This is a genomic window from Niveispirillum sp., assembly GCF_052437035.1.
Classification (GTDB): Bacteria; Pseudomonadota; Alphaproteobacteria; order Azospirillales; family Azospirillaceae; genus Niveispirillum.
Map to the genome: position 1 here is coordinate 347604 of NZ_JBQVOH010000006.1, position 24065 is coordinate 371668.

Sequence of the window (24065 nt, forward strand, 5' to 3'; positions counted from 1 at the left end):
TCGCCTACAGGCGCAGCAGGAAGCCCGCCCGTTTGCGCAGGTCCCTGGGGCCGAATCCATATTTCAGGGCCGTCACGGGGCGGACCAGCCAGGGTCGGCTGCGCAAGCCCGCGAAGCTTCCCAGCAATGAACGGTGGCCCTCATCAAGGCCGGGGCCAACCTGTTGCAGGACAGCGCCCGCCTGATCCAGCCGCTGGTTCAGGAACTGCCGGTAGGCATCCTTGTCCTGGCGGGGGCGCAGCCGGGCCATAAGCCGCTGATACAGGCTCCACCGGCTGGCACCTACATCGTTGCCGCCATGCTGGCGATAATCGATCAGGGCTTCGGGAATCGCCGTGACATGCCCTGCGAAGACGCAGCACAGGGCCAGCCACCAATCATGCATGATGGCGGCGACGGGGATGGGCAGAGAGATGCGGCGGGCCGCCGCGTTGATCCCCATGGCACAGCCCGTGACGACATTCTCCATCAGCAGGTGGCGGGGATGCAGCCCGGCCTCCGTATCCAGCCCCTGGAACGCCCAGAGACTGGGATGGCGCACCGTCAGGTCCGCCTCCACGACGCGCAGGTCGCAGAAGGCCAGGCACGGCGCGTCTGTCCCATGTGCGGCTTCCAGCACCCTCAGCGCCGCCAGCGTGCGGGCAAGCTTTGTCGGGTGCCAGACATCATCCTGGTCGGCAAACAGCACATAGTCGGCATCGCTGACGGCCAGCAGGCGTGCGAAATTGCCCCGCGCACCACCGGCCCGGTCAGGGAATGTCAGAACTTGCGCGCGCTGCGGGCCCCTTCTGGCGGCCCAATCATCGAGAATCGCGGTCGTGCCATCCGAAGATCCGTCATCGGCAACCAGCACCCGGAACCCCGTCTCGGTCTGTCCCTCCAATGAGGCCAGCAGGGCAGGCAGGTACCGGGCACCATTGTAGGTGGCCAGCAGAATATCGACCGATCCGTTCATGTCGTGACCCCGCGCAGGCTGCCAATCATGACAGATATCGCTGCCGGAGACCCGACAGAAGCTGTTGAACGAGACGCCGCAGATGCCGGTCCACCATCAGGCCCAGGGACCCGACAAGGGCAAAGGCAAGGCTGGCTTCCAGCAGGGCCTGCCAGCCACCCAATGCGATATCATACTCGATCAGCAAAAAACTGCCGACCAGCATGGCAAGGGCGGGCAGCAAGGCCGCCATCGCCCGCTCGCGAATCCCCCCGAACCACATCAGCAGCAAGGCATCGACCGTGACCCGGATCGTCCAGGCCCAGGCGGCCCCAATGGTGCCGAAACGGTCGACCAGGAACCAGAGAATCAGAACAAAGGGCAGCAGCTCCAGGAGATGGATGCGGGCGGCCAGATCCGGGCGCCCCCGGCCCTGCAGCAGCGATAGGGCGATGAAGGCCAAGCCGTTGATCCAGGCGCCTAGAATCAGAACCCGGCCGACCGGTGCGGCCGTCTGCGCGAAATCCGGGCTGATCCAAAGGGCCAGGAAGGGGCCGATCAAGAACAGGCCGGCTGCACAGCAGGCGCCGAACAGATAGGCCAGCGCGGTGGTGGCGCGTGCAGCCAGATCGCGGGCCTCCTGTTCCTCATACCGCGCGAAGCGGGGGAACACGGCCCGCGACAGGGCGGCGGCCACAATCTGCATGCGGGTGGCCAGATTCATCGGCACTGCATAGTAGGAGACGGCACCCGCTCCCGCCTTCGCCCCCAGAAAGAACTGGTCGACGGAGGCCAGGATGGGGCTGACCACATTGGTGACGGTGGCCCAGGCCCCATATTGGAAAAGCGAGGTGCCGGCCCGCCGGTCATAGCGGTAGAAACGCAGCTTCTCCCACCGTGCCAGCACGGTCAGCAGCAGCAGCAATGCGACAAGGCGGACGCCGAACGCGGTGGGCAGCACCGTATCCAGGGCGGGGGATATGAACATGGCCGCAAGCGCCGGCAACACCTGCCCGCTGACCAGGGCGGAGGTTTGCAGAAGGTTGGCCGCCAGGAACCGCTCACGCGATTCCAGGGCGCCGACCCCCACCCCCGTCAGCAGGGCCAGGGGCAGCATGGACGCGATCCAGGGCAGGCTGGTCTGCACCTCCGCCCAGATGGCGGGTGGCAGGCCGAAAACCGTCTTGAACAGGACGCCGGCGCCCAGATAGATGACGACCCCGCCGACAAGGCCCAGGCCTGTGTTCAGGTACAGGGCGGACATCAGGACACGGCCCCGTTCCTCGGCGGATGCCTGGGCCAGACGGGCCAGGGCATGGGCAGATGCGCGCGACAGGCCGAAATCCAGAAAGCCCAGATATCCAAGAAGGATCCAGACAACAGAAAGTACGCCGTACCGCTCCACCCCCATATGGTGGATATAGATCGGTACCGTCACCAAAGAGGAAACGATCGGCAGGGCCATGCCAATAAGGTTGAAGAAGAAATTCTTCTTCATGCTTCGATGTTCCACGCACAATCCCCGCTTTAATTCCACCGGGCCGGTCGCAGACCGGGCATATCCCGACCCTGTCTTGTCTGGAAAGTTAAGTCCGGGGGGTGGGCGACGGCTTCTCTCACGCCCATCGGCGCCAGTCAAGACGCCAGCAAAGCAGCGGCTTCAGCGGATATCCTTGTAGTCGATGCGCTTGAAGTTGAACATGATGCGGACGACCATGCCGACCCGGTCCCATTGTTTGCGGCGTATGCGGTTGACGATGGTGATGAACAGACCGGCCATCACGGTGGGCATCGCATAGGGGAAGTGCCGCCACGTCACCCGCAGCCGGTTGCGGATATTGTAGAAATCCGCCAGTTCGCTGATATCCGTGCGCTTGCCGCCGGTGGACCCGCCTTCCTTGTGCAGCACGATGCTGGCCGGCGCGAAGCCCAGGGAGAAGCGGCCAGCACCTTTGCGGCAATAGTCGATCTCCTCCAGATAAAGGAAGTAGCTGGCATCCATCAGCCCGACCTGCTCCAGCCAGGAACGGTGGATCAGCATGGCTGCCCCCACCACGAAATCCAGCCTGGTTCCCGCATATGCCACCGCATCGGCGACCGGTTGGGCGTGGCCGATCAGCCGCACCATGCCGGTCCACCGGTTATACTGTGCCCCGCCCGCCGCCTGCATGATCTGCGGCCTGTCATAATAGGCGAGGGTGGAGCCGATGATGCCCTGGTCCGGGTGGGCGGCAGCGTGACGCAGCACTTGCGACAGCGCGTCGGAAGCAACTTCCGTATCGTTGTTCAGAACCCAGCAATGGCTCATCCCCGAATCCTTCAGGGCCAGTCGCAAGCCGACATTGTTGCCGCCGGCATAGCCATGATTGCCCGCATTGCGGATAAGGAAAGCACGCGTTGCGGGTATCGTCGTATCGACCTCTGCCTCGGTCAGTTCGGTCCAGTCTTCGCCGAAGCCGGTGTCCATGGCGGCCCGCAGGCGGGGCATAGAATCGTCGGGGGATGCATTGTCACAGACGGCCAGCCGCCAACCTTGATCATCCATGGCCAGCAGACTGCGGATACAGGCGATGGTGTCATCCGCCCCCTTCCAGTTCAACAGCACTACCCATACCGGACGGTCTGCGGTGCCCATGATACATCCTCTATGTAGCGTCGGTCCGGCATAGCCCCGACCACGCCGCCCCGTCAACGTGGGTCGGGTCCCGCGTCGCAGCAAATTCCACGAATCAAAGGGCTTGTTGGAGCTGCTCGCAGGTGTGCGGGGAGGGGGAGAAGGCGGACGTTCACACGACATCTGCTCGGCAAATTTTGCTGCCCCCGTGTTGCGAAATTATCACTATTTTAACGGTTCAAAAATATCCCAATAAAATCAATATATTACGGCCCGTTCTTGAAGTGCGCCAAATCAACAGCGACCTCATGTTAGTGAGTTGCTTAACTTTTGTGAATCCGCCGTACCCGTTTCGCCAAATTGCCTCTTGCGTGGCGTGGTTCCCTCGCATAAAGAACCTAATGCGCAACTCTGGTGCAGACGATCTTGGTGGTACAGCAATCGAGCAAATTAACTTTCAGAATGGTCGTTGTTTCCGCAGTGTGCGGTCGACAACCGAGACCGCACGGTCTTACCAACTGCCATATGCGGCCGAGTGCGGCTGCGATTTGCCCTTTGGGCTTGATGCTGTTCATACCTGAGTAAGTTCGTACCAGTAAGGCGCTGCCTAATAGCCAACTCACGGAGAATCCTACGATGGCTCTCAATTCGCGTCTCGTCTTCAACGAGGCTTATTATCTGGCTCAGAACACGGACGTGGCGGCCGTCATCGGCAAGCTGCAGCCCGATGGTGTGACGCTCTTCACTTCAGGTCTGGATCACTTCACCCGTTACGGCGCCGCTGAAGGCCGCGTGGCCACTCCGCTGTTCAATGTTGACGCTTACAAGGCGAACAACCCGGATCTGGCTGACGCCGGTGTCACCTCCGACGCCGCGCTGCGCGCCCATTTCTACACCTACGGCGCCGCCGAGGGCCGTAACGCCATGTCGTCCCAGGTCTTCAATCTGGACTACTACAAGGCCAATAATCAGGATTTGGTCGATGCCGGCCTGAGCGATGCTCAGATCGTCCGCCATTTCTATGAGTACGGCGCCACTGAAGGCCGTCTGGCTACGCCGAACTTCAGCGTTGCTAACTACAAGGCTGCCAATGCCGATCTGTCCGGCCTGACCGACAGCGTTGCTCGCGCTCACTGGTACCTGTGGGGCGCCGGCGAAGGCCGTGCCTTCCCGCAGCTGGCCCAGAGCTTCGCGGTCGCCGCTGCCGGCGTGACCGTCACCGAAGGCAACGAGCTGACCTTCACCGTTACGGCTGCTCTGCCGGTCGCTGTTGATACGGTCTTCACCTACAACATCACTGGCGATACCAAGGGTGGTACGCTGGATGCCGCTTCGGCTTCGGACTTCTCCACGCTGACGGGTACCGTGACGATCCTGGCCGGTCAGACCACCGGTCACTTTACCGTTACGCCGACCAATGATGGCGTGGTTGAGAGCCTGGAAGGTTTCAAGGTCACGCTGTTCAACAGCGCTCTGACCAGCGTCGCGACCTCTGCCACCGTCGGCATCGTCGATGTCGCTCCGGGTCCGGTTTCGAAGACCTTCGTTCTGACGACCGGGATCGATTCCGGGACGGCCTTCACCGGTGCGGCCACCGATGACGTGTTCGATGCGACGAAGGGTGCGACGGGTGCTGCTACCCTTACCGCTCTGGACTCGATCGATGGCGGCGCCGGCAACGACGTTCTGAATGTGTCTCAGACGTCGGCTATCAACCTCCCCACCTCGGTCAGCGTAAAGAATATTGAGACGGCCAATCTGTCGTCCGACAGCACGGTGTCGGTAGACACGTCGGGCTGGACCGGTCTGACGACGCTGACGACGGTCGGTGTTGGCGGTGCGGACGTGACGGCAGCGACCACCACCGCGTTGACGCTGGTTGATTCCAAGCTTGCTGCTGGCAACATCGTTGTTAATGGCGGTTCGGCGGTGACGATCACGGCGTCGAAGTCTACGACGGGTGATATCACCGTTGGTGCATCGAAGGCAACGACCGGTGCAGTCACCATTTCCAATACGTCCTATGACACCAACAACGTGTCGATGGGCGATATCAACGTTACGGGCGGCACGACCGTCAACGTCACCCAGGCCACGTCGGTTGTTGTCAACAAGACGGCCACGATGGGTACAGTGGTTGTCAATGGCACGGCCAGCACGACCAGCGTGACGGTGACGAATGCCAAGGCTGCGACGGCTAGCGCCTCCGTGACGGGTGTTGTCAACAACTCGGTCTCCATCACGGATGTGAACAGTGGTTCTGATACCAAGGCCGGCACGATCGCCAATGTTTCGGTGAGCGGTTATACGACGCTTGGTATCTCGAACAACGCCCTGACGTCGCTGAGCGTTACCAACGGTAGCGGCAACATCATCATCGACAATAGCGGCCTGACCACCCCGACGAACAAGACCTTGGCGCTGACCGCCAATGGCTTGACCGGCGGCACTCTGGACGATGCCGATATCTACACCACGCTGAATGTGACGGCGACCGGCTCGAATTCCAAGCTGGCCAATATCACGTTCGGTGCTTTGACCGCCCTGACGGTTGGTGGCGACAAGGTGCTGTCCCTGACCAGCACGGCTGGCCTGACGGCGCTGAAGACGGTTACCCTGAATGGTTCTGCGGGCCTGACCGCCGATCTGTCGGGTGCAACTGTGACCGGCGTTGACACGTCTGCCACGACCGGTGCTTCCACCGTGACGATCGACGGTACCAAGGCTACCTTCACCGGTGGTGCTGGTGTCGATAAGGTCACCGTGGGTGGAAATGTCAGCAAGGCAGTCTCGCTGGGTGGCGGGAATGACACGTTCGTGCTGGGCAGCGGTACGGTTACCGCGTCTGTGTCCGGTGGTACTGGCGACGATACCCTGTCGATGTCGGCTGCGGCCGCCGCGACGGCGTCCGGCAGCAGCACGTTCGCTGGGCTGGTGTCGGGCTTCGAAAACCTGATCCTGACGGCCGCGACCAATCAGACCATCGATCTGGCGGTTCTGGGTAACTACCAGAGCGTCAGCACGAGCGCTGGTAACGGCCTGACCCTGAGCAATCTGGGCTCTGGCGGCACTTTGACGCTGACCGGTGCGGGTACTGCGTACACCATCGGTAACACTGCCTTCTCCGCAGGCACGGCCGACGTTATCAACCTCAAGCTGACCGACGGCTCGGGTGCTGGCGTTGCTTTCGCTTCCACTGGCATCACCGCCAGCGGTGTGGAGAGGTTCGTCATCACCACGGCGGACACGCAGGCGACGCCGACCGGTACGTTCAATGATACCGTTACTCTGTTGGGTAACTCGGTGCAGAACATCGTTGTGAGCGGCAATGCCGGTCTGACGCTGACGGCAGCCAGCACCGCGCTGACGTCTGTTGACGCCAGCGGTATCGCCCTGACCGGCGCTACCCCGGGCTTCAACTGGACGGCTGGTGCGCTGGCTGGCGCTGCCACCGTCAAGGGCAGTGCAACCGGTACCAACACGGTGGTGTTCTCCGCCGCGACCGGTGGCGCTGTCACATACACCGGCGGTTCGGGTGCCGACAACATCACGGGTAGCAACGGCAAGAACAACGTTGTTGACCTGGGTGCGGGCACGAACTCGTTCGACGGTACGACCGGCAACAACACCATCACTGGTGGTGCTGGCGCCGACACCGTTACTGTGACGACGGGCAACAACAATGTTTCGCTGGGCAATGGGGCTAACAGCTTCGAGGCAACCAGCGGTAACAACGTCTATGTTGGTGGTACCGGTGTCGATACGGTGACCGTTGGCGGTGGTGTCAATACCATTACGACGGGTACTGGTTCGGACGTTGTGACCTTCACCGCAGTGACGGCGAATGGTAACGCCTACAGCACGATCACTGATCCGCATGCGGGTCTGAAGGTGGTGTTCACGGACGCTGGCCAGGTGTCGGGTACGTCCACCTGGACCTCCACCAAGGTGGCCCTGGCTGACACGGCCGTTTTCCAGGATTACCTGGATGCATCTGTTGTTGGTGATGGTTCCACCAACTCCAAGCTGGCCTGGTTCCAGTTCGGTGGTAACACCTACATCGTCGAAGACAATTCGGCGGCGTCCACCTACCAGAATGCCGGTGACTCGGTTGTCAAGCTGGTTGGTTTGGTCGATCTGAGCACTGCGACCTTCGCTGCTACTGCTACGACCTCCAGCTCGCTTACCCTCGGGTAAGTCAGTATCCGCAGGAGGACTTGAGTCCGCTTGAGTGCGGACTCAAGCATAGTAAGAAGCCCTGCCCTTGTTCTTGGGTGCAGGGCTTTTTGCTGCCGTTTGGTCGTGTTTATGCGGTCGCGGATGGTAGAGATTTATTGAGATCGTTTACGGACATTGATTTAAGCCGCAAGGCTCGCTACCAGTCGCAATAGTGCCGGGAATTATCGGTCGATATCGGGCGACGGCTTATGCTAACGGGTTGCGTTGGGATATTGACTCCCATTTCCCGGCGGGAATCTTCAGAATGAACGTCCTTTTCGTACATCAAAACTTCCCTGGCCAATTCAAGAGTTTGGCTCCAGCGATTGCTCAGTTGGGCCATAATGTAAAGGCGTTGGCCATCGACGGCATGGAGCTAGGCGGGGTCGAGTTGATACGCTATCGACCGGCGCGGGGGTCAACCCCAAATATTCACCCTTGGGCCTCGGATCTGGAAACAAAGCTCATTCGCGGTGAAGCCTGTGCAGCGACAGCGGAGCGTCTCAAGGCTCACGGCTACCGCCCAGACGTCATTGTCGGCCATCCAGGTTGGGGTGAAATGCTTTTCCTGCGGGATATCTGGCCGCATGTCCCCCAACTCCACTTTCTCGAATTTTACTATAAGACTCATGGCGCTGACGTATCATTTGACCCGGAGTTTGCTACCAACGGCTGGCAAGCCCAGGCTCGACTTCGGGCCAAAAACGCCAATGGGCAGCTGAATTTGGAAGTGATGGACGCGGCGTACAGCCCGACCTTCTGGCAACGGTCCTCCTATCCCAGCCTTGTCCAGGATCGCATCAGTGTGATCCATGACGGGGTCGATACTGACCTGCTGACGCCTTCCCGGGACGTTGAGCTGGTCTTGGGTGCCGATCAGATGGTGCTGCGGCCCGGCATGAAGATTGTTACCTTCATCAACCGCAATTTTGAGCCTTATCGCGGCTATCATAGCTTTATGCGTTCCATCCCGCGTATACAGGCCAAGTGCCCGGATGCCATTATCATCATGGTCGGTGCCGATGGTGTGTCCTATGGCGCTAAGCCGCCAGAGGGGCAAACCTGGAAGCAACTGTTCCTGGATGAAGTCGCTGACCGCGTGGATGTCAGCCGGATTCGGTTTGTCGGTTCAGTTCCGTATCAAACCTTTGTGGCGCTGATGCGCCTCTCTGCGGCCCATGTCTATCTGACTTATCCTTTCGTACTCAGCTGGTCCATGTTGGAGGCTATGAGCTGTGGGGCGCTGGTGATTGGCAGCTCAACCGAACCGGTACAAGAAGTGATTGACCATGGACAGAATGGACTGTTGGTCGATTTCTTTGACTATGACAATATTGCTGATCGGGTGGTGGAAGCCCTGGAACGGCCCGAACGGTTCATGGGTCTGCGTCATCAAGCACGCCAAACGATCGTGGAGCGTTATGATCTGCGCCGCATCTGTCTCCCCCGTCAGGGGCAGCTCATTGCCAAGGTGGCGGGCCGTTAGGTCGTTGCCGCGCGCGGTCTGGTAAGGTAATCACAATGGCTGCAACGCACGCTGGATTGTAGATAAAAGGTGGGGCTCGATGTCCAACGAATGGTCTTCAGGCTATGTGTCTGAATTAAATTATACTTATGGCTTCTACCACGAACTGACTCCCAACCTGTTGCAACTGGCTGCCGTCGTAAAGGGACAATTGTCGCCCGATATGTCGGCTCCGGCCACCTATTGCGAGTTGGGATGTGGGCAGGGTCTGTCGACCAATATCCTGGCGGCGGCGAACCCCCATATCCAGTTCTATGCAAATGACTTCAACCCGTCGCAGATCGCCGGCGCGCAAGCACTGGCGGCAGAAGCTGGCACGACAAATGTCCATTTTCTGGACAGCAGCTTCGCGCAGATGCTCGCAAGGACCGATCTTCCGGATTTCGACATCATCGCTCTGCATGGCATCTATAGCTGGATCAGCCGCGAGAACCGTAAAGCCATCGTCGACTTTATCGCGTCGAAACTGAAGGTTGGGGGGCTCGTCTATATCTCCTATAATACGATGCCTGGCTGGGCCCCCCTCATGCCCCTGCGCCGTCTGTTTGTGGATCACGCTGCGACTGGTAACGGGCCGATCCTTGCGCGGATTGAAGGGGCGCTGAAGGCCGCTGAAGCGCTGGTTGATGCCAATGCCCGTTACTTCTTGACCGTGCCTGCAGCCAAGGAGAGGCTGAAACTCATCCAGGGTCAGCCGCGCTCCTATCTGGCGCACGAGTATTTCAATCGCGACTGGACTCCGTTCTACCATGGCGAAGTCGTTGACGAGCTATCGAGCGCCAAGCTCAACTGGCTCTCGTCGGCGAATATTGTCGAGTCGATTGAGGGGTTCTGTTTTACTCAGGAGCAGCTCAAACTGCTTTCTGATGCAGCGGTTGGTACGCGGCGGGAAGAACTGAAGGATTTCATTGTCAATCAGCAGTTCCGCCGCGACATCTTTGTGAAGGGGGCCCAGCCGTTAGGCAACCGTCGTCAGGAGGAGTATTGGAGCAATACGCGTTTCGTCGCTACTGTTCCGCGTGCGGATTCACCGTTGAAAATCACCACAACCCTCGGTGAACTCGCGCTCAGTCCCGATGTCTATGGCCCGATCGCCGACCTGATTTCCAAGGGCCCGATCCGTGGCATCGACTTGATCAAGGCATTGCCGTCGCTCAATCTGTCTCAGCTTTGTCAGGCGCTTGCCGTGCTGACGGCATCTAACGCCTGTTACCCCTGCTCTTCGGAAAGGAATGTGCAGGCGGCGTTGCCAGGAACACAGCGGTTCAATAATGCTGTGATGGACCGCGCCCGCTTCTCCAGCGATCTGAACTTCTTGGCATGCCCGGTCACGGGCGGTGGGCTGCAGATCGATCGCATCAGCATGTTGATGTTGGCCGCTTACAAGTCTGGACAGGACATTGTTGGCAGCACCTGGAAGCAGCTGAAATCGGTGAACCAGCGTTTCGTCAAGGACGGACGGACTTTGGAGGCTGAGGAAGAGAATCTGGCCGAGATGAAGGTGCGTGCAGATAGCTTTGTTGAAAAGACGTTGCCGATGCTGCGCAATCTTCAGATCGCCTGATGGCCGAGGCACCCGAAGCGGCACTGACAGGCACGCCCGACCTTATGGTCGGGCGTTTCGTGGATCTCGGCTTTGTCGAAAGTGAAGACCGTATCTTCCTGTCAGTCCGGGACGACGCGCAACGGGTCGACTTCTGGCTGACACGCCGTCTGGCACGCCGGCTTCTGGCGGGCCTCATGGAACTGTTGGGGCAGACCTCGCATTCGGCCTCCGATGCCGCGGCGCGCAATCGTCAGGAAGTTCTGTTGTTTGAACAGGCTGAGGCACTGTCGCGGCGAAACGCCACAGCAGCGGACAACATTCCGTTGCCGTCCTTGCCCCGGAAGTCAGGACCTTATCTTCTTGACCGTCTTGATTTGCATGCCGACAGTCAACATCTGATTATGATGTTGTTCAACCAGGAAAAGGAGAAAGCCAGACTGCGCTGCTCGCGCGAACATGGCTTTCAATTGGTTGGCTTGCTTTACGACAAGATTTGCGAGGCGGAGTGGGACATTGGTGAACTGGCATGGCTCAATCGCCGGTCAACCATGGATATCCCTCGTGACCGCCTTCTGTCCTGAGCAAGCGTGAGACAAAGTGTCGGTCACATCACGGTTCAGCTTGTGACTTCAGTGACTCACTGATATTGCCTGTGCATAGGTGCGTGGGTAAGATGCTCCCGTTGCGGAAGCCGGGCCTATTGGAGGACGGCGGCGCAGCCTAGAGAATGAACAGGCGCTCATTATGCAAATTATGAATAGACGCCCCGCAGGCGCTCAATCTCCGCTGCGGCAGGCGCTACAGAAGTCGGCCCGCGCGTTCGCGTTTGTCGGGGTGTTCAGCTTCTTCATCAATCTGTTGATGCTGGCCGCGCCCATTTACATGCTGCAGGTTTATGACCGTGTACTGACAGCGCGAAGCGAAGCGACGCTGCTCTATATCAGTCTGATTATCGCGGCCATGATGTTCGTCATGGCATTGCTGGAGGTCATCCGGTCGCGTGTTCTGGTCCGCGTTAGCGGCAAGATGGAGCACACTCTGGGATCGAAGGTCTTCGATGCCATTTTCTCATTGAACCTCCGGGCACCGGCTGCCAACCGAAGCCAGTCGCTGCGCGATCTGGATACGGTGCGCCAGTTCATCACCTCCCAGGGTCCTTTCGCCTTCTTCGATGCTCCGTGGGCGCCGATCTTCATCGGTATCGTCTGCCTGATGCATCCGTTGCTGGGGCTGGTGGCGTTGGGTGGTGCTGTCATTCTCTTCGCGCTGGCCTGGGCGACCGAGGTTGCAACCAAGAAGCCGCTGTCGGAGGCGAATACCCATGCCCTGCGGGCCACGGCATTTGCCGAGGCCAGCCTCAGGAACAGTGAGGTTCTGGCGGCCATGGGCATGTTGCCGGCCATCCGTCGCCGCTGGCGCTCCAGTCAGGACAAGGCGATGCTGTTGCAGGCCGTTGCCAGCGACAATGCCGGCTTTATCAGCGCCATGACGAAGTTTACCCGCATGTTCGTGCAGTCTGCGATCCTGGGCATGGGCGCCTATCTGGCGCTTGAGAACGAAATCACGCCCGGTATCATGATCGCAGCCTCCATCATCATGGGGCGCGGCCTCGCCCCGGTGGAGCAGGCCATCGGTTCCTGGAAGATGTTCATCAGTGCGCGCGGTGCCTACGCCCGTCTCAATGAACTGCTGCTCGCATTCTCCAGCGAAACGGAAACGATGGAATTACCTCCCCCGCAGGGCAACCTGTCGGTGGAGCGTGTGGTGGCGGTCCCGCCGGGCGGAAGCACCCCCACGATCAAGGGTGTCAGTTTTGGCTTGGTCGCGGGTGAGTCGCTGGCTCTTGTGGGCCCCAGTGCTGCCGGCAAGTCCACTTTGGCCCGCCTTCTGGTGGGCGTATGGCCGCCTCATAGCGGTTCTGTTCGTCTGGACGGTGCTGATGTGTTCGCCTGGAAGCACGAGAGTCTCGGGCCCCATATCGGGTACCTGCCACAGGATGTAGAAATTTTCGATGGCTCCATTAAGGAGAATATCGCCCGGTTTGGTGATGTTGACCCGGTCAAGGTGGTTGAGGCGGCCCAGCTTGCCGGCGTGCATGATATGATCCTGCGCCTGCCGAACGGCTATGACACGGTGATCGGTCCTGGTGGTATCGCCTTGTCGGGCGGGCAGCGGCAGCGGCTGGGTCTTGCCCGGGCTGTTTATGGCAATCCGCGCTTCGTCGTCCTGGATGAGCCCAATTCCAACCTGGACAGCGATGGTGAGGCAGCCCTGGTGCAGGGGCTCATGCGGCTGAGGGAGCGCCAGGTAACGGTCATCCTGATTTCACATCGCCCCAGCGTCATGAACCATGTCGACAAGATATTGGTTCTGCGCGATGGCCTTGTGGAGATGTTCGGACCCAAGCAGGACGTTCTTGCCCGCCTGACCCGCCCCGTTGCGCAGCCCCAGCAGGTGCAGCAGCAGCCGGCCCCCGGTCAGATCGCCCCTTCCGCCAGCACGAGCGCCTGATTGCGCGCCGCTGGCCGGCTCTCATCGAAAGTGTCGACCATGATGAAGTTTCTAACTTCAAAAAGCAGCGTTCCGGCCCTGTCGCCAGGGATGGAATTGACCGCTGTTCCGACCGACGAAATGCCCGTGGTGCGTTCGGGCCTGATCCTGATCGCCGCTGCCTTCGGCAGCCTTATGATCTGGTCCATGTTGGCCCCCATCGCTAAGGGCGTGGTAGCCTCCGGCATTGTCGGTGTTGACAGCAGCCGCAAGACCATTCAGCACCTGGAGGGCGGTATCGTTTCAGAGATACTTGTCCGCGACGGTGCCGTCGTTAAGGCTGGGGACGTCCTGTTGCGTCTGGACGAAGTGACGTCCCAGGCCCAGCGTGACGTGCTTTATGGTCAGTTCCTGACCGTCAAGGCGCAGGAAGCCCGCTTCATCGCCGAGCGTGATGGGCAGAAGGGGATCAGCTTTCCCAAGGAGTTGCAGGGGGCTGGTGACAATGGCCGCAACGCGGCCATCCGCCAGTCTGAGGAAGAGGTCTTCAAGTCCCGGCGGGACGCCATCAGCGGCCAGCTTTCCATCCTTGACCAGCGCGTCAAGCAGTTGGAGGAGCAGAGCAAGGGTTTGGCAGCACAGGTGACTGCGAACACCCGACAGATTAGCCTGATCGACAGCGAGCTTGAAGGTCTTCAGCAGCTGTTTGAGAAGGGGTATGCATCCAAGACCCGTCTGCTGGAGTTACAGCGCCGCCGGGCCGAACTGGACGGTGATCGCGGCAATTACGAAGCCGAGATCGCCCGCAACAAGGTCGCCAGTGGCGAGGCCCGCCTTCAGGCCATTCAGGTCCGCAAGCAGTTTGAAGAGGATGTGGCCAAGGGATTGGCCGATGCACAGGCCAAGGTCTTTGACTTGCAGGATCGGTTGACCAGCGCCATCGACGTGTTGCAGCGCCGCGAGGTCAAAGCGCCGGCGGATGGCATCATCGTCAACTCGCGCGTTCACACCGTTGGCGGGGTGGTTCGCTCAGGCGATCCGTTGATGGAACTGGTGCCGACCAATGACGACCTGATCATTGAGGCCATGGTTTCGCCGATGGACGTGGATGTTGCGGCGCCGGGTATGGAGGCGGAGATCAAGTTCTCCTCTCTGTCCACCCGCCATATCCCCATCCTGATCGGGACCGTTGAGACGGTTGCGGCTGACGCGACGACTGACCAGCATGGTAATCGCTTCTTTATGGCGCGGGTCCGCGTCGGCAAGGATCAACTGGTGCATCTGAACGGTCAGAAGCTGATCCCCGGTATGCCGGCGGAAGTGCTGATCAAGGCTGGCGAACGTACCATCATTGAGTATCTGATGCGTCCGCTGACTGACAGCTTCTTCAAGGCCTTCAAGGAAACCTGATGAAGGGGAGGGCGGAGCATGATCCCGACGCAGGGTGGCTCCGGTCTTATATGGCGCATCCAGGCTGCCCCGCGCGATCTTGCGCGGGGCATCGCCGAATGCGAACTGCCTGCCAATTGTCTGGTTATTCCAGACGCAACCTGGCAGGGCATGGTTCCGGATGCGGCCTATGTTGAATGCCCGACATATTTTCTGGAGGACAAGGCTGGCTTCGTGGCGCTGCTGGCCTGTTTTGTTGTGAACTCCCTGCGCTTCCGGCTTTATGCCAGGGCCCCGCAGGGGGAGGCGCAAGGGTTGCTGATGGCCTATCCGCGGCTGGATGACGCGACGATGGACATGCTGCGCCATTTCGATCCGCGGTCGGCGCAGCAGATCAATCAGCTTTGGCTACGGCTGGAGGCGTTTTTGGGACGGATCGCTTTGCCCGGACCGCCGGAAACCGGCCTGCTGTAGAAAGTGAAAAGGGCGCTCCCCGCTGGGGAGCGCCCTTTTCTTTACCTCACGATAATGCGCGGCAGCCGGTCGATGGGCGTCAGGGTGGCGCGCCGGAACAGGGTTTCCGCCCCTTCCGACTGAAACTGGATACGGCCCTTGGTCAGGGCTGTGCGGCTGCCATCCTCGTTTAGTACCGACAGGTCGCGCAGTTCCATGACCGGCACACCATTGACCACATGGATGGCCTTGTCACCCAGGACATAAAGGTCCAGCACGTTCCACTGGCCGACCGGGCGTTCGGCGTCGGTCGCCGCCTCCACGTTCCAGGCCGGCTGTTCCACGGTGACGGCGCGCCCGCCCACCATAAAGCGGCGCTGCGGGTTGATCAGGGACCGGTCACGTCCGGCGTCGGTCACCGGCTTTACCATGGTGCCGACGGGCACGACCATGCCGGTGGAACCGAACATGATCTCGAACTCCACCGCCGGCATCCAGGTGCCATAGACCGATCCATCGGCCCCGAAGGAATGGTAGAGCAGGCCATTATTCTCCGGCAGGTTCAGGCGCGGGGCGTGTCGCTTGCCCGTCCATTTGTACTCCAGCCGCAGATGATAGTTCCCGAACACGCCCTTATGCACGATGGAGCCCCAGGTGGCGCCATCGACACGCAGGGCCGGCTCACCATCCAGCATCAGGGCCGTGAACATCGGGTCGCCACCGGGCCGCGCCCCGATCGGCTTCTCACTCTTGTTCACATAGGTGATGGACGGGTCGCGATAGCCCAGCCAGATATCCCAGTCCGACAGATCCTTGCCATTCAGCAGGGCAACGGCGGGTCCGGTGGGCGACGGGATCTCGGTCAGGGTCAGACGCTGTGGCTTGAACACCGGATCACTGGCCAGGATGGTCTCAAGCTTCGGGTCCGTTTCCGCCACTGCCGGCATCCCGGCCAGCATCAGGAAAAGAACGGCAAATCCCCGTCCTGCAACAATCCGCATCCCTGCCTCCCCTTTAATTGATAGCGCTGTCAATTTTGACCGCACTATGGATCAGCAAGGGCGGGCAGGGAAGGGAATAATCACAGCTTTTTTTCCATGAAGATACTTGCCCCGCCGCCGCAGGGATAATCCCCGAACGACCCGCAAGGGGTGAAGCCCAGCCGGCGGTACAGCCCCACTGCCTCGCGCTGCAACTCCCCGGTTTCCAGCTTCAAAAGTCTGATCCCGTCTGCCCGGGCCAGTTCCTCCAGCCGGGCCATGACCAGGCCGGCGATGCCGCGCCCGCGATGCACGGGATCGACATACATGCGCTTCACCTCCGCATAGCCGTCGGCGTCGATGCGGATGGCGCCGCAGCCGACGGCACGGCCATCGCGGCGGGCCAGAAGGAAGCGGATATCCGGGGATTTCAACTGCTGCGGGTCCAGAAGATGGTTTTCTTCCGGCTTATACAGTTCCCCCAGATAGTGATCCAGGTCGGCGATCAGGGCGCGGGCCTCCGGCAGGGTCGGATCGGCCAGTTCCACCGTGAAATGGGTCATCGAACAATCTCCAGCAAACCATTCACCAGGGCCGGCACGGTCTGTGTTGCCGGCCCATACAGGCCGCCATCAAACCTGCCGCCCGTTTCCTCCATATTGACCTCCACCGTCACGGCGCCATTGGCCCGCGCGGCGGCCACGAATCCGGCGGCGGGATAGACGGTACCCGACGTGCCGATAGCGATAAACAGGGCCGCCTCGTCCAGCGCCTGCCCGATCTCATCCATGTAAAGCGGCATCTCCCCGAACCAGACGATATGGGGGCGCAGGGTGCCGCGGCCCCCGCAATCCGGGCAGACATTATCCAAGGCCAGATCGCCGCTGAAGGCCGCCATCCGGTCACAGGCGGCGCAGCGGATTTTCAGCAATTCCCCATGCATATGCAGCATCCGCGCGGACCCCGCCCGGTCATGCAGATCATCGACATTCTGGGTGACCAGCAGGAACGGCCCCCGCCATTCCCGTTCCAGCCGCACCAGCGCCTGATGCGCTTCGTTCGGCTGCACATCCGGGTGCAGAACGGCGCGGCGGCGGGCATTGTAGAAACCCTGGACGCGCGCCGGGTCCCGCGCGAAGGCCTGCGGCGTTGCCACATCCTCCAGCCGTTCCTTCTCCCACAGCCCGTCGCCGTCGCGAAAGGTCAGCAGGCCCGATTCCCGGCTGATGCCGGCACCGGTCAGGATGAACAGGCCGGCATCGGGCCGCAGCCCCTGCAACAGGCGTTTCAGATGGGGGTCAATCATGGGAGGAATCTGGACAAGCTGAAAAGATAGCGCTGTCAGGTTGGCACGGACATGCGCGCGGGACAAGCCCCTGGACAGATGTTAAGACAGGAACCCCTGTCTCCATCCGGGTAATCCAGATGCGTTCCGTGCTTTTCGTCTGTACCGGCAATATCTGTCGCTCCCCCACGGCGGACGGGGTGTTCCGAAAGCTGGTGGCCGATGCGGGGCTGGATGTGCTGGTCGATGGCGCGGGAACCCATGGCTATCACATTGGCGACCCGCCCGATCCGCGCAGCATCCGGGCCGCCCGCACACGCGGCTATGACTTATCTCCCTTGCGGGCGCGAAAGCTGGTGGCGGCGGATTTCACGCGATTCGATCTGATCCTGGCCATGGATCGCGGCCATCTGGACATCATGCGCCGCATGGCGCCTGCCGGCGCCACCGCCGAACTGTCACTGTTCGCCGATCACGCGCCGGCCCCCTGGACCGGGCGCGACGTGCCCGATCCCTATTACGGCGGTGCGGCGGGGTTTGTGGAGGTGCTGGACATGGTGGAGGCAGGCGCCAAGGCCCTGCTGGCCCGCGTCAGCCGCTGAACTTTCCCTTCCGCAAGTTTTCCAGCGCGTCGGGGAAGCGCCGCGAAAGGGGTGCCTTGCTGCCATCCGACAGGGTGATCGCGTAATCGCCTGATCCTTCCGGTTCCAGCCCCCTTACATGCGCTCGGTTGACCAGCCAGGACCGATGCGTCCGCAGCAAGCCATGGGTGGACAGTTCCTCGGTCAGCTGCGTCAGGGTGGCCCGCATCAGGGGCTGGCGCCCATCGGCCAGCAGGAATTCCACATAATTCCCCGCCGACCGCACGGCCTGGATATCGGCCACGGCAACGCGCAGCAGCCGGGCGCCGTCGCGGATATCGAACTGTGCTGCTGATGGCGGCGCGCTGATCGGCATCGGCGTTTCGGGTGCCTGGATGGGTGATTGCGCCTTATGGCCGCGCCCATGTCCGAACAGCAGGAAAATGCCGCAGACCACCACATAGGTCATCACATCCTTGCGGCCTTCATAGACCAGGACGCCAGCCGTCAGATTGAACCGGTAATCCAGATCGAACAGGACGCCCGCCCCATTGCGCAGCAGCGCCATGCCCGCACTGTGCAGCAGGCTGAACAGCAGGGCCGCCGGCAGATGTAGCAGCAAAACCCGTCCCCAAGGTGGGGTTAGCGGCGCCCGGCCCAGGGCCCAGGCGGGGACCCAGCACAGGCACAGGATGGAAACGGCACTGCTGAATTCCGTCAGAATGGGCAGCCAGAAGGGCCAGCCATCGCGGTCGTCCCAGGCTGACATGGTATTGACCAGGGCAAACAGCAGGGTCAGCGGCACCAGCACCAAATAGGGCCGGAAGCCGCCCAAACCGGGGCTTTCGCCGTTCGTCCCGCCGCTCGTCACAGCCATCATGCCGTCCGTCACACCCGTGTCAGGGCCGGTTCCGCCCATCCCCGCCGCCTTGCCGGCCTGGGCGCGCCAGGGCCAGAAGCGGGGGCCGGCACCCGTTTCCCGCTTTTCGGATGATGAAGATGACGATGACAAACCCTGCCCCATCCGTCCCGCCTGCCCCTGGCCAGCGCCTGCCTTTCCTGGACTGGGTCCGGGTCGGCGCCTTTGCTCTGTTGATCCTTTACCATGTCGGCATGTTCTATGTGACCTGGGATTGGCATGTGAAGAGCCAGCATGTGGGGCCGGCGCTGGAGCCGCTGATGCTGCTGTCCAATCCCTGGCGCCTATCGCTGCTTTTCCTGATCTCCGGCGTTGCCACCCGCTTCATGGCCGACCGCATGGGGCCGGGCGAACTGGCCCGGTCCCGCCTGCCGCGCCTGGGCATTCCGCTGCTGTTCGTGATGGCGGTGCTGGTGGTGCCGCAGCCTTATTATGAGGTGGTGGAGAAGATCCAGTATGATGGCGGGTTCCTGGCCTTCTATGGCCGCTACCTGTCCTTCTATCAGGGCTTCTGCCGGGGCGATGACTGCCTGACCCTGCCTACCTGGAACCATATGTGGTTCGTGGCCTATCTGCTGCTTTATACGGGCCTGCTGTCGCTGATCCTGGTGGCGGGCGGCGGGCGCTTCCTGATCCGATTGGGGCAGGGGGCGTGGACGCGGCGGCCCTGGATGGTGTTGCTGCTGCCCATACTGATCCTGGTCGGGTTGCGCCTCAGCCTTTATGACCGGTTCCCCGTCACTCACAACCTGACCTGGGACTGGTACAATCATGCCGTCAGTTTCGGCATGTTCCTGCTGGGCTATGCCATCGCCCGCAATGGCGACCTGTTCGACCGGCTGGCGCGGATGCGCTGGGGGGCGCTGGGCGTGGCGCTGCTGGCCTGGGGTGCTTATGTCTATTGCTGGTCGCTCTGGACCTTTCATGAGAATGACATGCCGTTCAGCGGCGATGTCCTGCGCCTGATCGCCCGCACATCCTATGGCGTGGAACAATGGGCCATGATCCTGGCGGTCCTGGGCTTTGCCCGCCGGCATTTCAACCGCTCCACGCCACTGCTGCGCTATCTCAGCGTCGGGGTGTTCCCCTTCTACATCATCCACCAGACCCTGATCGTGGTGGTCGGCCATCATCTGACGCCCTTGAACCTGCCCGTGGCGGTCGAGTCCCTGCTACTGATCGCGGCCACGGTGGCCGGATGCTTCGCCACGTACGAGTTGGCGCGGCGGGTAAAGCTGCTGGGGCCTTTGTTGGGGGTTAGATAAGGCTTTCTTTACCCCTGTGGGTGCATTCTGTCCCCCGCCGGCGAACAGCCGGCCTTGGGGTGCGGAGTGTGATGTGAGTGGCGTTGCCAATGTCCAGGACATGACGGGGATTGCCGCGGATGCCATTGTCGATGGCCGGTTGCGCGCCCTTGTCGAATACTGGGCCCGTGTGCGCGGGGCCGGACGGGCGGCACCCGCCCGCAATGACCTGAACCCCGCCGACATGCAGCCTTTGCTGCCCTGGGTCATGCTGCTGGATGTCATGACCGGGGATTACCGTTACCGTCTGGTGGGTACCGGCCTGGATGGCCTGTTCGGGCGTGCCCTGACGGGCAGCACCCTGCGCCAATCCTGGCCCGCCCATCTGGGTGACCATTGGCGGCACTGGATGGACCGGGCCAGCCAGGATGCCTGTCCTGTGGCCAGTTCCGCCCTGGTCAATACGCGGCGCGGGCGGCTGCGGCTGGATGCCGTCATCCTACCGCTGTCCAATCACCAGCCGGGCCGCATCGACATGCTGCTCTGCGGCCTGATGGGGGCCTCTGTCCGCTACCGCGCCTCCTCCCTGCTGCGTCCCGCTGATGAGGTGGTGGAGGATAAGCTGGTCTCGTTCGAGGCGGCCCCACTGACGGTTTGAGGCGGCAGCGGCAGGGTGCTAGGGTGGCGGCCCCTCCCGGCAGACCTATGACCCAAGTGACCGACAGCAGCACCCGCCCCGAAAGCACCGCCAGCGCCCCCGTCTCCCCCATGATGGCGCAGTATCTGGAGATCAAGCGGCAGCACCCAGGCACGCTGCTGTTCTACCGCATGGGCGATTTCTATGAGCTGTTCTTTGACGACGCGGTGCAGGCGGCGGGCGCCCTCGACATCACCCTGACCAAGCGCGGCCAGCATCAGGGGGAAGACATCCCCATGTGCGGCGTGCCCGTGCATTCCCATGAACAATACCTCTCCCGCCTGATCCGCGCCGGCTTCCGTGTCGCCATCTGTGAACAGACCGAAGACCCGGCGGAGGCCAAGAAGCGCGGAGCCAAATCGGTGGTTCGCCGTGACGTGGTGCGCGTGGTCACCCCCGGCACCATCACCGAGGATGGCTTGCTGGACGCGCGATCCAACAATTACCTGGCGGCACTGGCAGAGGCAGGGGGCGAGGGGGCGCTGGCCTGGCTGGACCTGTCCACCGGTGAGTTGACCCTGTCGCCGGTGGAACGTGCCAGCCTGCCCTCGCTGCTGGCCCGTCTGTCGCCCGGCGAATTGCTGCTGCCCGAACGGTTGAGCCAGGTGGAGGAGTTGTCGCCGCTTTGGGATGAATGGCGCGCCCGCCTGACCATTCAGCCCAATGCGCGATTCGACAGCGAGAATGGCCGCAAGCGCCTGCTGGCGCTCTATAATGTCGGCACCCTGGATGCGTTCGGCGCCTTTGGCCGGGCGGAGGTGGCGGCAGCGGGCGCGCTGGTCGATTACGTGGAACTGACGCAGAAGGGTCGTCTGCCGCGCTTTGACGTGCCGCGCCGTCTGGCCGCGGGTCAGGTGATGGAGATCGACCCCGCCACCCGCCGCAACCTGGAACTGACCCGCACCCTGACCGGTGAACGGCGCGGCAGCCTGCTGGCCGCCATCGACCGCACCGTTACGGGGGCTGGTGCCCGGCTGCTGGCCGGACGGCTGTCGGCCCCCCTGACCGATCCGGCGCGCATTGAGCGGCGGCTGGACATGGTCGCCTATCTGGCCGGTGAAACGCCCTTGCGCGTTGATATTCGTGAGGAATTGCGCCGTACGCCGGATGTCGAACGCGCCCTGACGCGCCTGACGCTGGACCGAGGCAGCCCGCGCGATCTGGCCGCCGTGCGCGATGCGCTGGAACGGGCCGTATCTCTGCGCGGACGCTTGGCTTATGGCAATGGCGGCATCGGCACGCCCCTGCCGCCGGGCATGGCCCGCATCGTCGATGGTCTGGCGGGTGGGCAGGGCGCCGATCATGAGGCGCTGATTGCGCTTCTGTCGCGCGCCCTGGGCCCCGATCTGCCTATGCTGGCCCGCGATGGCGGCTTCGTGGCGGCGGGATATTCCGGTCCGCTGGATGAATTGCGGGCGCTGCGCGACGACAGCCGCCGGCACATCGCCAACCTTCAGGCGCAATATGTGGATGCCACCGGCATCGCATCCCTGAAGATCCGGCATAATAACGTGCTGGGCTATTATATCGAGGTGACGGCGGTTCATGCCGACAAGCTGATGTCGGAAAAGCACCGGGCCGATTTCATCCATCGCCAGACCATGGCAGGGGCCGTGCGTTTCACCACCGTCGCCCTGTCGGAACTGGAACGCAAGGTGGCAGAGGCCGGCGATCGCTCTCTGGCGCTGGAGCTGGAGATTTTCGGGCAGCTGGTGAAGGCGGTCATCGATCTGGCCGACCCCATCGCCACCACGGCCCGTGCACTGGCGACCCTGGATGTCACCGCCTCGCTGGCCGATCTGGCCGTGGATGGCGGCTGGTGCCGGCCCGAAATGGCCAATGACCTGTCCTTTGACGTGCGCGGCGGGCGGCATCCCGTGGTCGAACAGGCGCTGGCCGAAAATAGCGGCGGGCCGTTCGTGGCCAATGATTGTGACCTGTCGCCGGGACAGCGCCTGTGGCTGCTGACCGGTCCCAACATGGCCGGTAAATCCACCTTCCTGCGCCAGAATGCCCTGATCGCAGTGCTGGCGCAGATGGGGTCCTATGTGCCGGCCCGCACCGCCCGTATCGGCACCGTGGACAAGCTGTTCAGCCGTGTGGGGGCCGCCGATGATCTGGCGCGCGGGCGCTCCACCTTCATGGTGGAGATGGTGGAAACCGCCACCATCCTGAACCAGGCCACCCGCCATTCGTTGGTCATCCTGGATGAGATCGGGCGCGGCACCGCCACCTTCGACGGTCTGTCCATCGCCTGGGCCTGCGTTGAACATCTGCATGAGGCGGCGCGCTGTCGCGGCCTGTTCGCCACGCATTATCACGAACTGACGGCCCTGTCGGCCAAACTGCCCGACCTGTCCTGTCACACGATGCGGATCAAGGAATGGCGGGGCGACGTTATCTTCCTGCATGAGGTGGCCGCCGGTGCCGCCGACCGCTCCTATGGCATCCATGTCGCGCGTCTGGCCGGGCTGCCGCCGCAGGTCATTTCGCGTGCGGAACAGGTGTTGCAGATCCTGGAGAAAGGTGATCAGGCCAGTGCGGCAAGCCGGCTGGCCGATGATCTTCCCCTGTTCGCCGCCATGGCCGCGAAACCCGCCCCGCGTCAGGTCGTTTCGGAACCGGAACCATCTGTGGTGGAGATGGAACTGCGCACCATCAATCCGGATGAGCTGACGCCCCGTCAGGCGCTGGACGCGCTGTACCGGCTGCGGGGTCTGCTGGGCTGATCAACCGGTCAGCAGGCTGGTGATCAGCACATCCTCGACCACGGGCTGGCCGATGATGTCATTGGCCAGATTGCGGACATGGCGCTTCACATCGGCCAGTTCGTTGGGGCCGGAATTGCGCGACAGACTGCCATCCACCGGCAGTTCTTCGGTCAGCTTGCCAACGATGCGCGGCATATAGGCGGTGACCAATGCCGATTCCCCCGGCAATTGTTCCGTCCTGCGCACCACCAGCTGCATGACCAGCCGGATGAAGGCATAGCGCTCCTTGCCCGGCAGCAGCAGGGGCGGGACATTGATGAAGCGCAGTTTGGGATCATCGGCTGGGCTGCCTTCCGCCAAGGCATGTCCCGGCAAGGCCATGCCGGTCAGTACCGCCATGCCAAGCCTCAGGATCTGGCGCCTGTTCGCCATCCGCACCTTCATAAGAACGCCCCTTGTGATGCCCCGTCACAGAAAGC

At 61.9% G+C, this 24065-nt stretch carries 20 protein-coding genes; 11 read left to right on the plus strand and 9 right to left on the minus strand.

Annotation, left to right across the window (positions count from 1 at the left end; genetic code table 11):
- Positions 1-4 precede the first annotated feature (4 nt).
- From ACT6Q8_RS16955 to ACT6Q8_RS16965, 3 genes are all read right to left on the minus strand, one after another.
- Entirely contained in the window at positions 5-955 is a 951-nt protein-coding gene (locus tag ACT6Q8_RS16955; protein WP_444733099.1) for a glycosyltransferase family 2 protein, read from the minus strand.
- 25 nt (positions 956-980) lie between these two features.
- Entirely contained in the window at positions 981-2432 is a 1452-nt protein-coding gene (locus ACT6Q8_RS16960) for a flippase (protein ID WP_444733100.1), read from the minus strand.
- A 162-nt stretch (positions 2433-2594) separates the two neighbouring features.
- A complete protein-coding gene (locus ACT6Q8_RS16965) occupies positions 2595-3569 on the minus strand; it encodes a glycosyltransferase family 2 protein (protein ID WP_444733101.1) in 975 nt (324 codons plus the stop codon).
- 615 nt (positions 3570-4184) lie between these two features.
- On the opposite strand from ACT6Q8_RS16965, the gene ACT6Q8_RS16970 reads away from it, so the two are divergent.
- From ACT6Q8_RS16970 to ACT6Q8_RS16990, 5 genes are all read left to right on the plus strand, one after another.
- A complete protein-coding gene (locus tag ACT6Q8_RS16970) occupies positions 4185-7745 on the plus strand; it encodes a beta strand repeat-containing protein (RefSeq protein WP_444733102.1) in 3561 nt (1186 codons plus the stop codon).
- 286 nt (positions 7746-8031) lie between these two features.
- A complete protein-coding gene (locus ACT6Q8_RS16975; protein ID WP_444733103.1) occupies positions 8032-9252 on the plus strand; it encodes a glycosyltransferase family 4 protein in 1221 nt (406 codons plus the stop codon).
- Between the two features lie 79 nt (positions 9253-9331).
- A complete protein-coding gene (locus tag ACT6Q8_RS16980; RefSeq protein WP_444733104.1) occupies positions 9332-10855 on the plus strand; it encodes a class I SAM-dependent methyltransferase in 1524 nt (507 codons plus the stop codon).
- Positions 10855-11418: a hypothetical protein gene (locus ACT6Q8_RS16985; protein WP_444733105.1), complete on the plus strand. Its 564-nt coding sequence runs from the start codon at positions 10855-10857 to the stop codon at positions 11416-11418. Before ACT6Q8_RS16980 ends, ACT6Q8_RS16985 begins: the two co-directional genes overlap by 1 nt.
- Positions 11419-11590: 172 nt before the next feature.
- Entirely contained in the window at positions 11591-13348 is a 1758-nt protein-coding gene (locus tag ACT6Q8_RS16990) for a type I secretion system permease/ATPase (RefSeq protein WP_444733106.1), read from the plus strand.
- Here ACT6Q8_RS16990 and ACT6Q8_RS16995 read toward each other — a convergent pair.
- On the minus strand, positions 13315-13536 hold the full coding sequence (locus ACT6Q8_RS16995; protein WP_444739406.1) for a hypothetical protein: 222 nt from the start codon (positions 13534-13536) through the stop codon (positions 13315-13317). The two genes, ACT6Q8_RS16990 and ACT6Q8_RS16995, sit on opposite strands and share 34 nt — an antisense overlap.
- Between ACT6Q8_RS16995 and ACT6Q8_RS17000 the strand changes: the two genes are divergently transcribed.
- The gene (locus ACT6Q8_RS17000) at positions 13535-14737 is read left to right on the plus strand and encodes an HlyD family type I secretion periplasmic adaptor subunit (RefSeq protein WP_444739407.1); all 1203 of its coding nucleotides are present in this window, start codon (positions 13535-13537) and stop codon (positions 14735-14737) included. The two genes, ACT6Q8_RS16995 and ACT6Q8_RS17000, sit on opposite strands and share 2 nt — an antisense overlap.
- An 18-nt stretch (positions 14738-14755) precedes the next feature.
- Positions 14756-15190 carry a hypothetical protein gene (locus ACT6Q8_RS17005; RefSeq protein WP_444733108.1) on the plus strand — a complete coding sequence of 145 codons (435 nt, stop codon included), beginning with the start codon at positions 14756-14758 and terminating at the stop codon, positions 15188-15190.
- 41 nt (positions 15191-15231) lie between these two features.
- On the opposite strand, the gene ACT6Q8_RS17010 is transcribed toward ACT6Q8_RS17005, so the two are convergent.
- The 3 genes from ACT6Q8_RS17010 to ACT6Q8_RS17020 all read right to left on the minus strand — a co-directional run bounded on the left by ACT6Q8_RS17010 (position 15232) and on the right by ACT6Q8_RS17020 (position 17455).
- Complete coding sequence (locus tag ACT6Q8_RS17010; protein ID WP_444733109.1) at positions 15232-16170, minus strand: 3-keto-disaccharide hydrolase; 939 nt, start codon at positions 16168-16170, stop codon at positions 15232-15234.
- An 80-nt stretch (positions 16171-16250) separates the two neighbouring features.
- Positions 16251-16712 (minus strand): GNAT family N-acetyltransferase, encoded by a 462-nt coding sequence (locus tag ACT6Q8_RS17015; RefSeq protein WP_444733110.1) that lies wholly within the window; start codon positions 16710-16712, stop codon positions 16251-16253.
- Positions 16709-17455, minus strand: coding sequence for a Sir2 family NAD-dependent protein deacetylase (locus ACT6Q8_RS17020; RefSeq protein ID WP_444733111.1), 747 nt, complete (start codon positions 17453-17455; stop codon positions 16709-16711). The genes ACT6Q8_RS17015 and ACT6Q8_RS17020 overlap by 4 nt, the downstream gene beginning before the upstream one ends.
- Before the next feature lie 119 nt (positions 17456-17574).
- On the opposite strand from ACT6Q8_RS17020, the gene ACT6Q8_RS17025 reads away from it, so the two are divergent.
- Positions 17575-18036, plus strand: coding sequence for a low molecular weight protein-tyrosine-phosphatase (locus tag ACT6Q8_RS17025; RefSeq protein WP_444733112.1), 462 nt, complete (start codon positions 17575-17577; stop codon positions 18034-18036).
- Here ACT6Q8_RS17025 and ACT6Q8_RS17030 read toward each other — a convergent pair.
- Entirely contained in the window at positions 18026-19027 is a 1002-nt protein-coding gene (locus ACT6Q8_RS17030; RefSeq protein ID WP_444733113.1) for a LytTR family DNA-binding domain-containing protein, read from the minus strand. The two genes, ACT6Q8_RS17025 and ACT6Q8_RS17030, sit on opposite strands and share 11 nt — an antisense overlap.
- Between ACT6Q8_RS17030 and ACT6Q8_RS17035 the strand changes: the two genes are divergently transcribed.
- The 3 genes from ACT6Q8_RS17035 (at position 19015) to mutS (ending at position 23604) form a co-directional block, all read left to right on the plus strand.
- On the plus strand, positions 19015-20199 hold the full coding sequence (locus tag ACT6Q8_RS17035; protein WP_444733114.1) for an acyltransferase family protein: 1185 nt from the start codon (positions 19015-19017) through the stop codon (positions 20197-20199). The genes ACT6Q8_RS17030 and ACT6Q8_RS17035 overlap by 13 nt on opposite strands.
- Positions 20200-20272: 73 nt before the next feature.
- The gene (locus ACT6Q8_RS17040) at positions 20273-20836 is read left to right on the plus strand and encodes a PAS domain-containing protein (protein ID WP_444733115.1); all 564 of its coding nucleotides are present in this window, start codon (positions 20273-20275) and stop codon (positions 20834-20836) included.
- Positions 20837-20883: 47 nt separating this feature from the next.
- Positions 20884-23604, plus strand: a complete 2721-nt coding sequence (gene mutS / locus ACT6Q8_RS17045; RefSeq protein WP_444733116.1) for a DNA mismatch repair protein MutS — start codon at positions 20884-20886, stop codon at positions 23602-23604.
- Here the strand turns inward: mutS and ACT6Q8_RS17050 are convergent, their stop codons facing one another.
- Positions 23605-24018 carry a hypothetical protein gene (locus ACT6Q8_RS17050; protein ID WP_444733117.1) on the minus strand — a complete coding sequence of 138 codons (414 nt, stop codon included), beginning with the start codon at positions 24016-24018 and terminating at the stop codon, positions 23605-23607. It lies immediately after the preceding gene.
- Positions 24019-24065 lie beyond the last annotated feature (47 nt).

Coding starts and splice junctions, on each gene's coding strand:
- ACT6Q8_RS16955 (WP_444733099.1), bottom strand. CDS start 955: ATGAACGGATCGGTCGATATTCTGCTGGCCACCTACAATGGTGCCCGG.
- ACT6Q8_RS16960 (WP_444733100.1), bottom strand. CDS start 2,432: ATGAAGAAGAATTTCTTCTTCAACCTTATTGGCATGGCCCTGCCGATC.
- ACT6Q8_RS16965 (WP_444733101.1), bottom strand. CDS start 3,569: ATGGGCACCGCAGACCGTCCGGTATGGGTAGTGCTGTTGAACTGGAAG.
- ACT6Q8_RS16970 (WP_444733102.1), top strand. CDS start 4,185: ATGGCTCTCAATTCGCGTCTCGTCTTCAACGAGGCTTATTATCTGGCT.
- ACT6Q8_RS16975 (WP_444733103.1), top strand. CDS start 8,032: ATGAACGTCCTTTTCGTACATCAAAACTTCCCTGGCCAATTCAAGAGT.
- ACT6Q8_RS16980 (WP_444733104.1), top strand. CDS start 9,332: ATGTCCAACGAATGGTCTTCAGGCTATGTGTCTGAATTAAATTATACT.
- ACT6Q8_RS16985 (WP_444733105.1), top strand. CDS start 10,855: ATGGCCGAGGCACCCGAAGCGGCACTGACAGGCACGCCCGACCTTATG.
- ACT6Q8_RS16990 (WP_444733106.1), top strand. CDS start 11,591: ATGAATAGACGCCCCGCAGGCGCTCAATCTCCGCTGCGGCAGGCGCTA.
- ACT6Q8_RS17000 (WP_444739407.1), top strand. CDS start 13,535: ATGTTGGCCCCCATCGCTAAGGGCGTGGTAGCCTCCGGCATTGTCGGT.
- ACT6Q8_RS16995 (WP_444739406.1), bottom strand. CDS start 13,536: ATGGACCAGATCATAAGGCTGCCGAAGGCAGCGGCGATCAGGATCAGG.
- ACT6Q8_RS17005 (WP_444733108.1), top strand. CDS start 14,756: ATGATCCCGACGCAGGGTGGCTCCGGTCTTATATGGCGCATCCAGGCT.
- ACT6Q8_RS17010 (WP_444733109.1), bottom strand. CDS start 16,170: ATGCGGATTGTTGCAGGACGGGGATTTGCCGTTCTTTTCCTGATGCTG.
- ACT6Q8_RS17015 (WP_444733110.1), bottom strand. CDS start 16,712: ATGACCCATTTCACGGTGGAACTGGCCGATCCGACCCTGCCGGAGGCC.
- ACT6Q8_RS17020 (WP_444733111.1), bottom strand. CDS start 17,455: ATGATTGACCCCCATCTGAAACGCCTGTTGCAGGGGCTGCGGCCCGAT.
- ACT6Q8_RS17025 (WP_444733112.1), top strand. CDS start 17,575: ATGCGTTCCGTGCTTTTCGTCTGTACCGGCAATATCTGTCGCTCCCCC.
- ACT6Q8_RS17035 (WP_444733114.1), top strand. CDS start 19,015: ATGACGATGACAAACCCTGCCCCATCCGTCCCGCCTGCCCCTGGCCAG.
- mutS (WP_444733116.1), top strand. CDS start 20,884: ATGACCCAAGTGACCGACAGCAGCACCCGCCCCGAAAGCACCGCCAGC.
- ACT6Q8_RS17050 (WP_444733117.1), bottom strand. CDS start 24,018: ATGGCGAACAGGCGCCAGATCCTGAGGCTTGGCATGGCGGTACTGACC.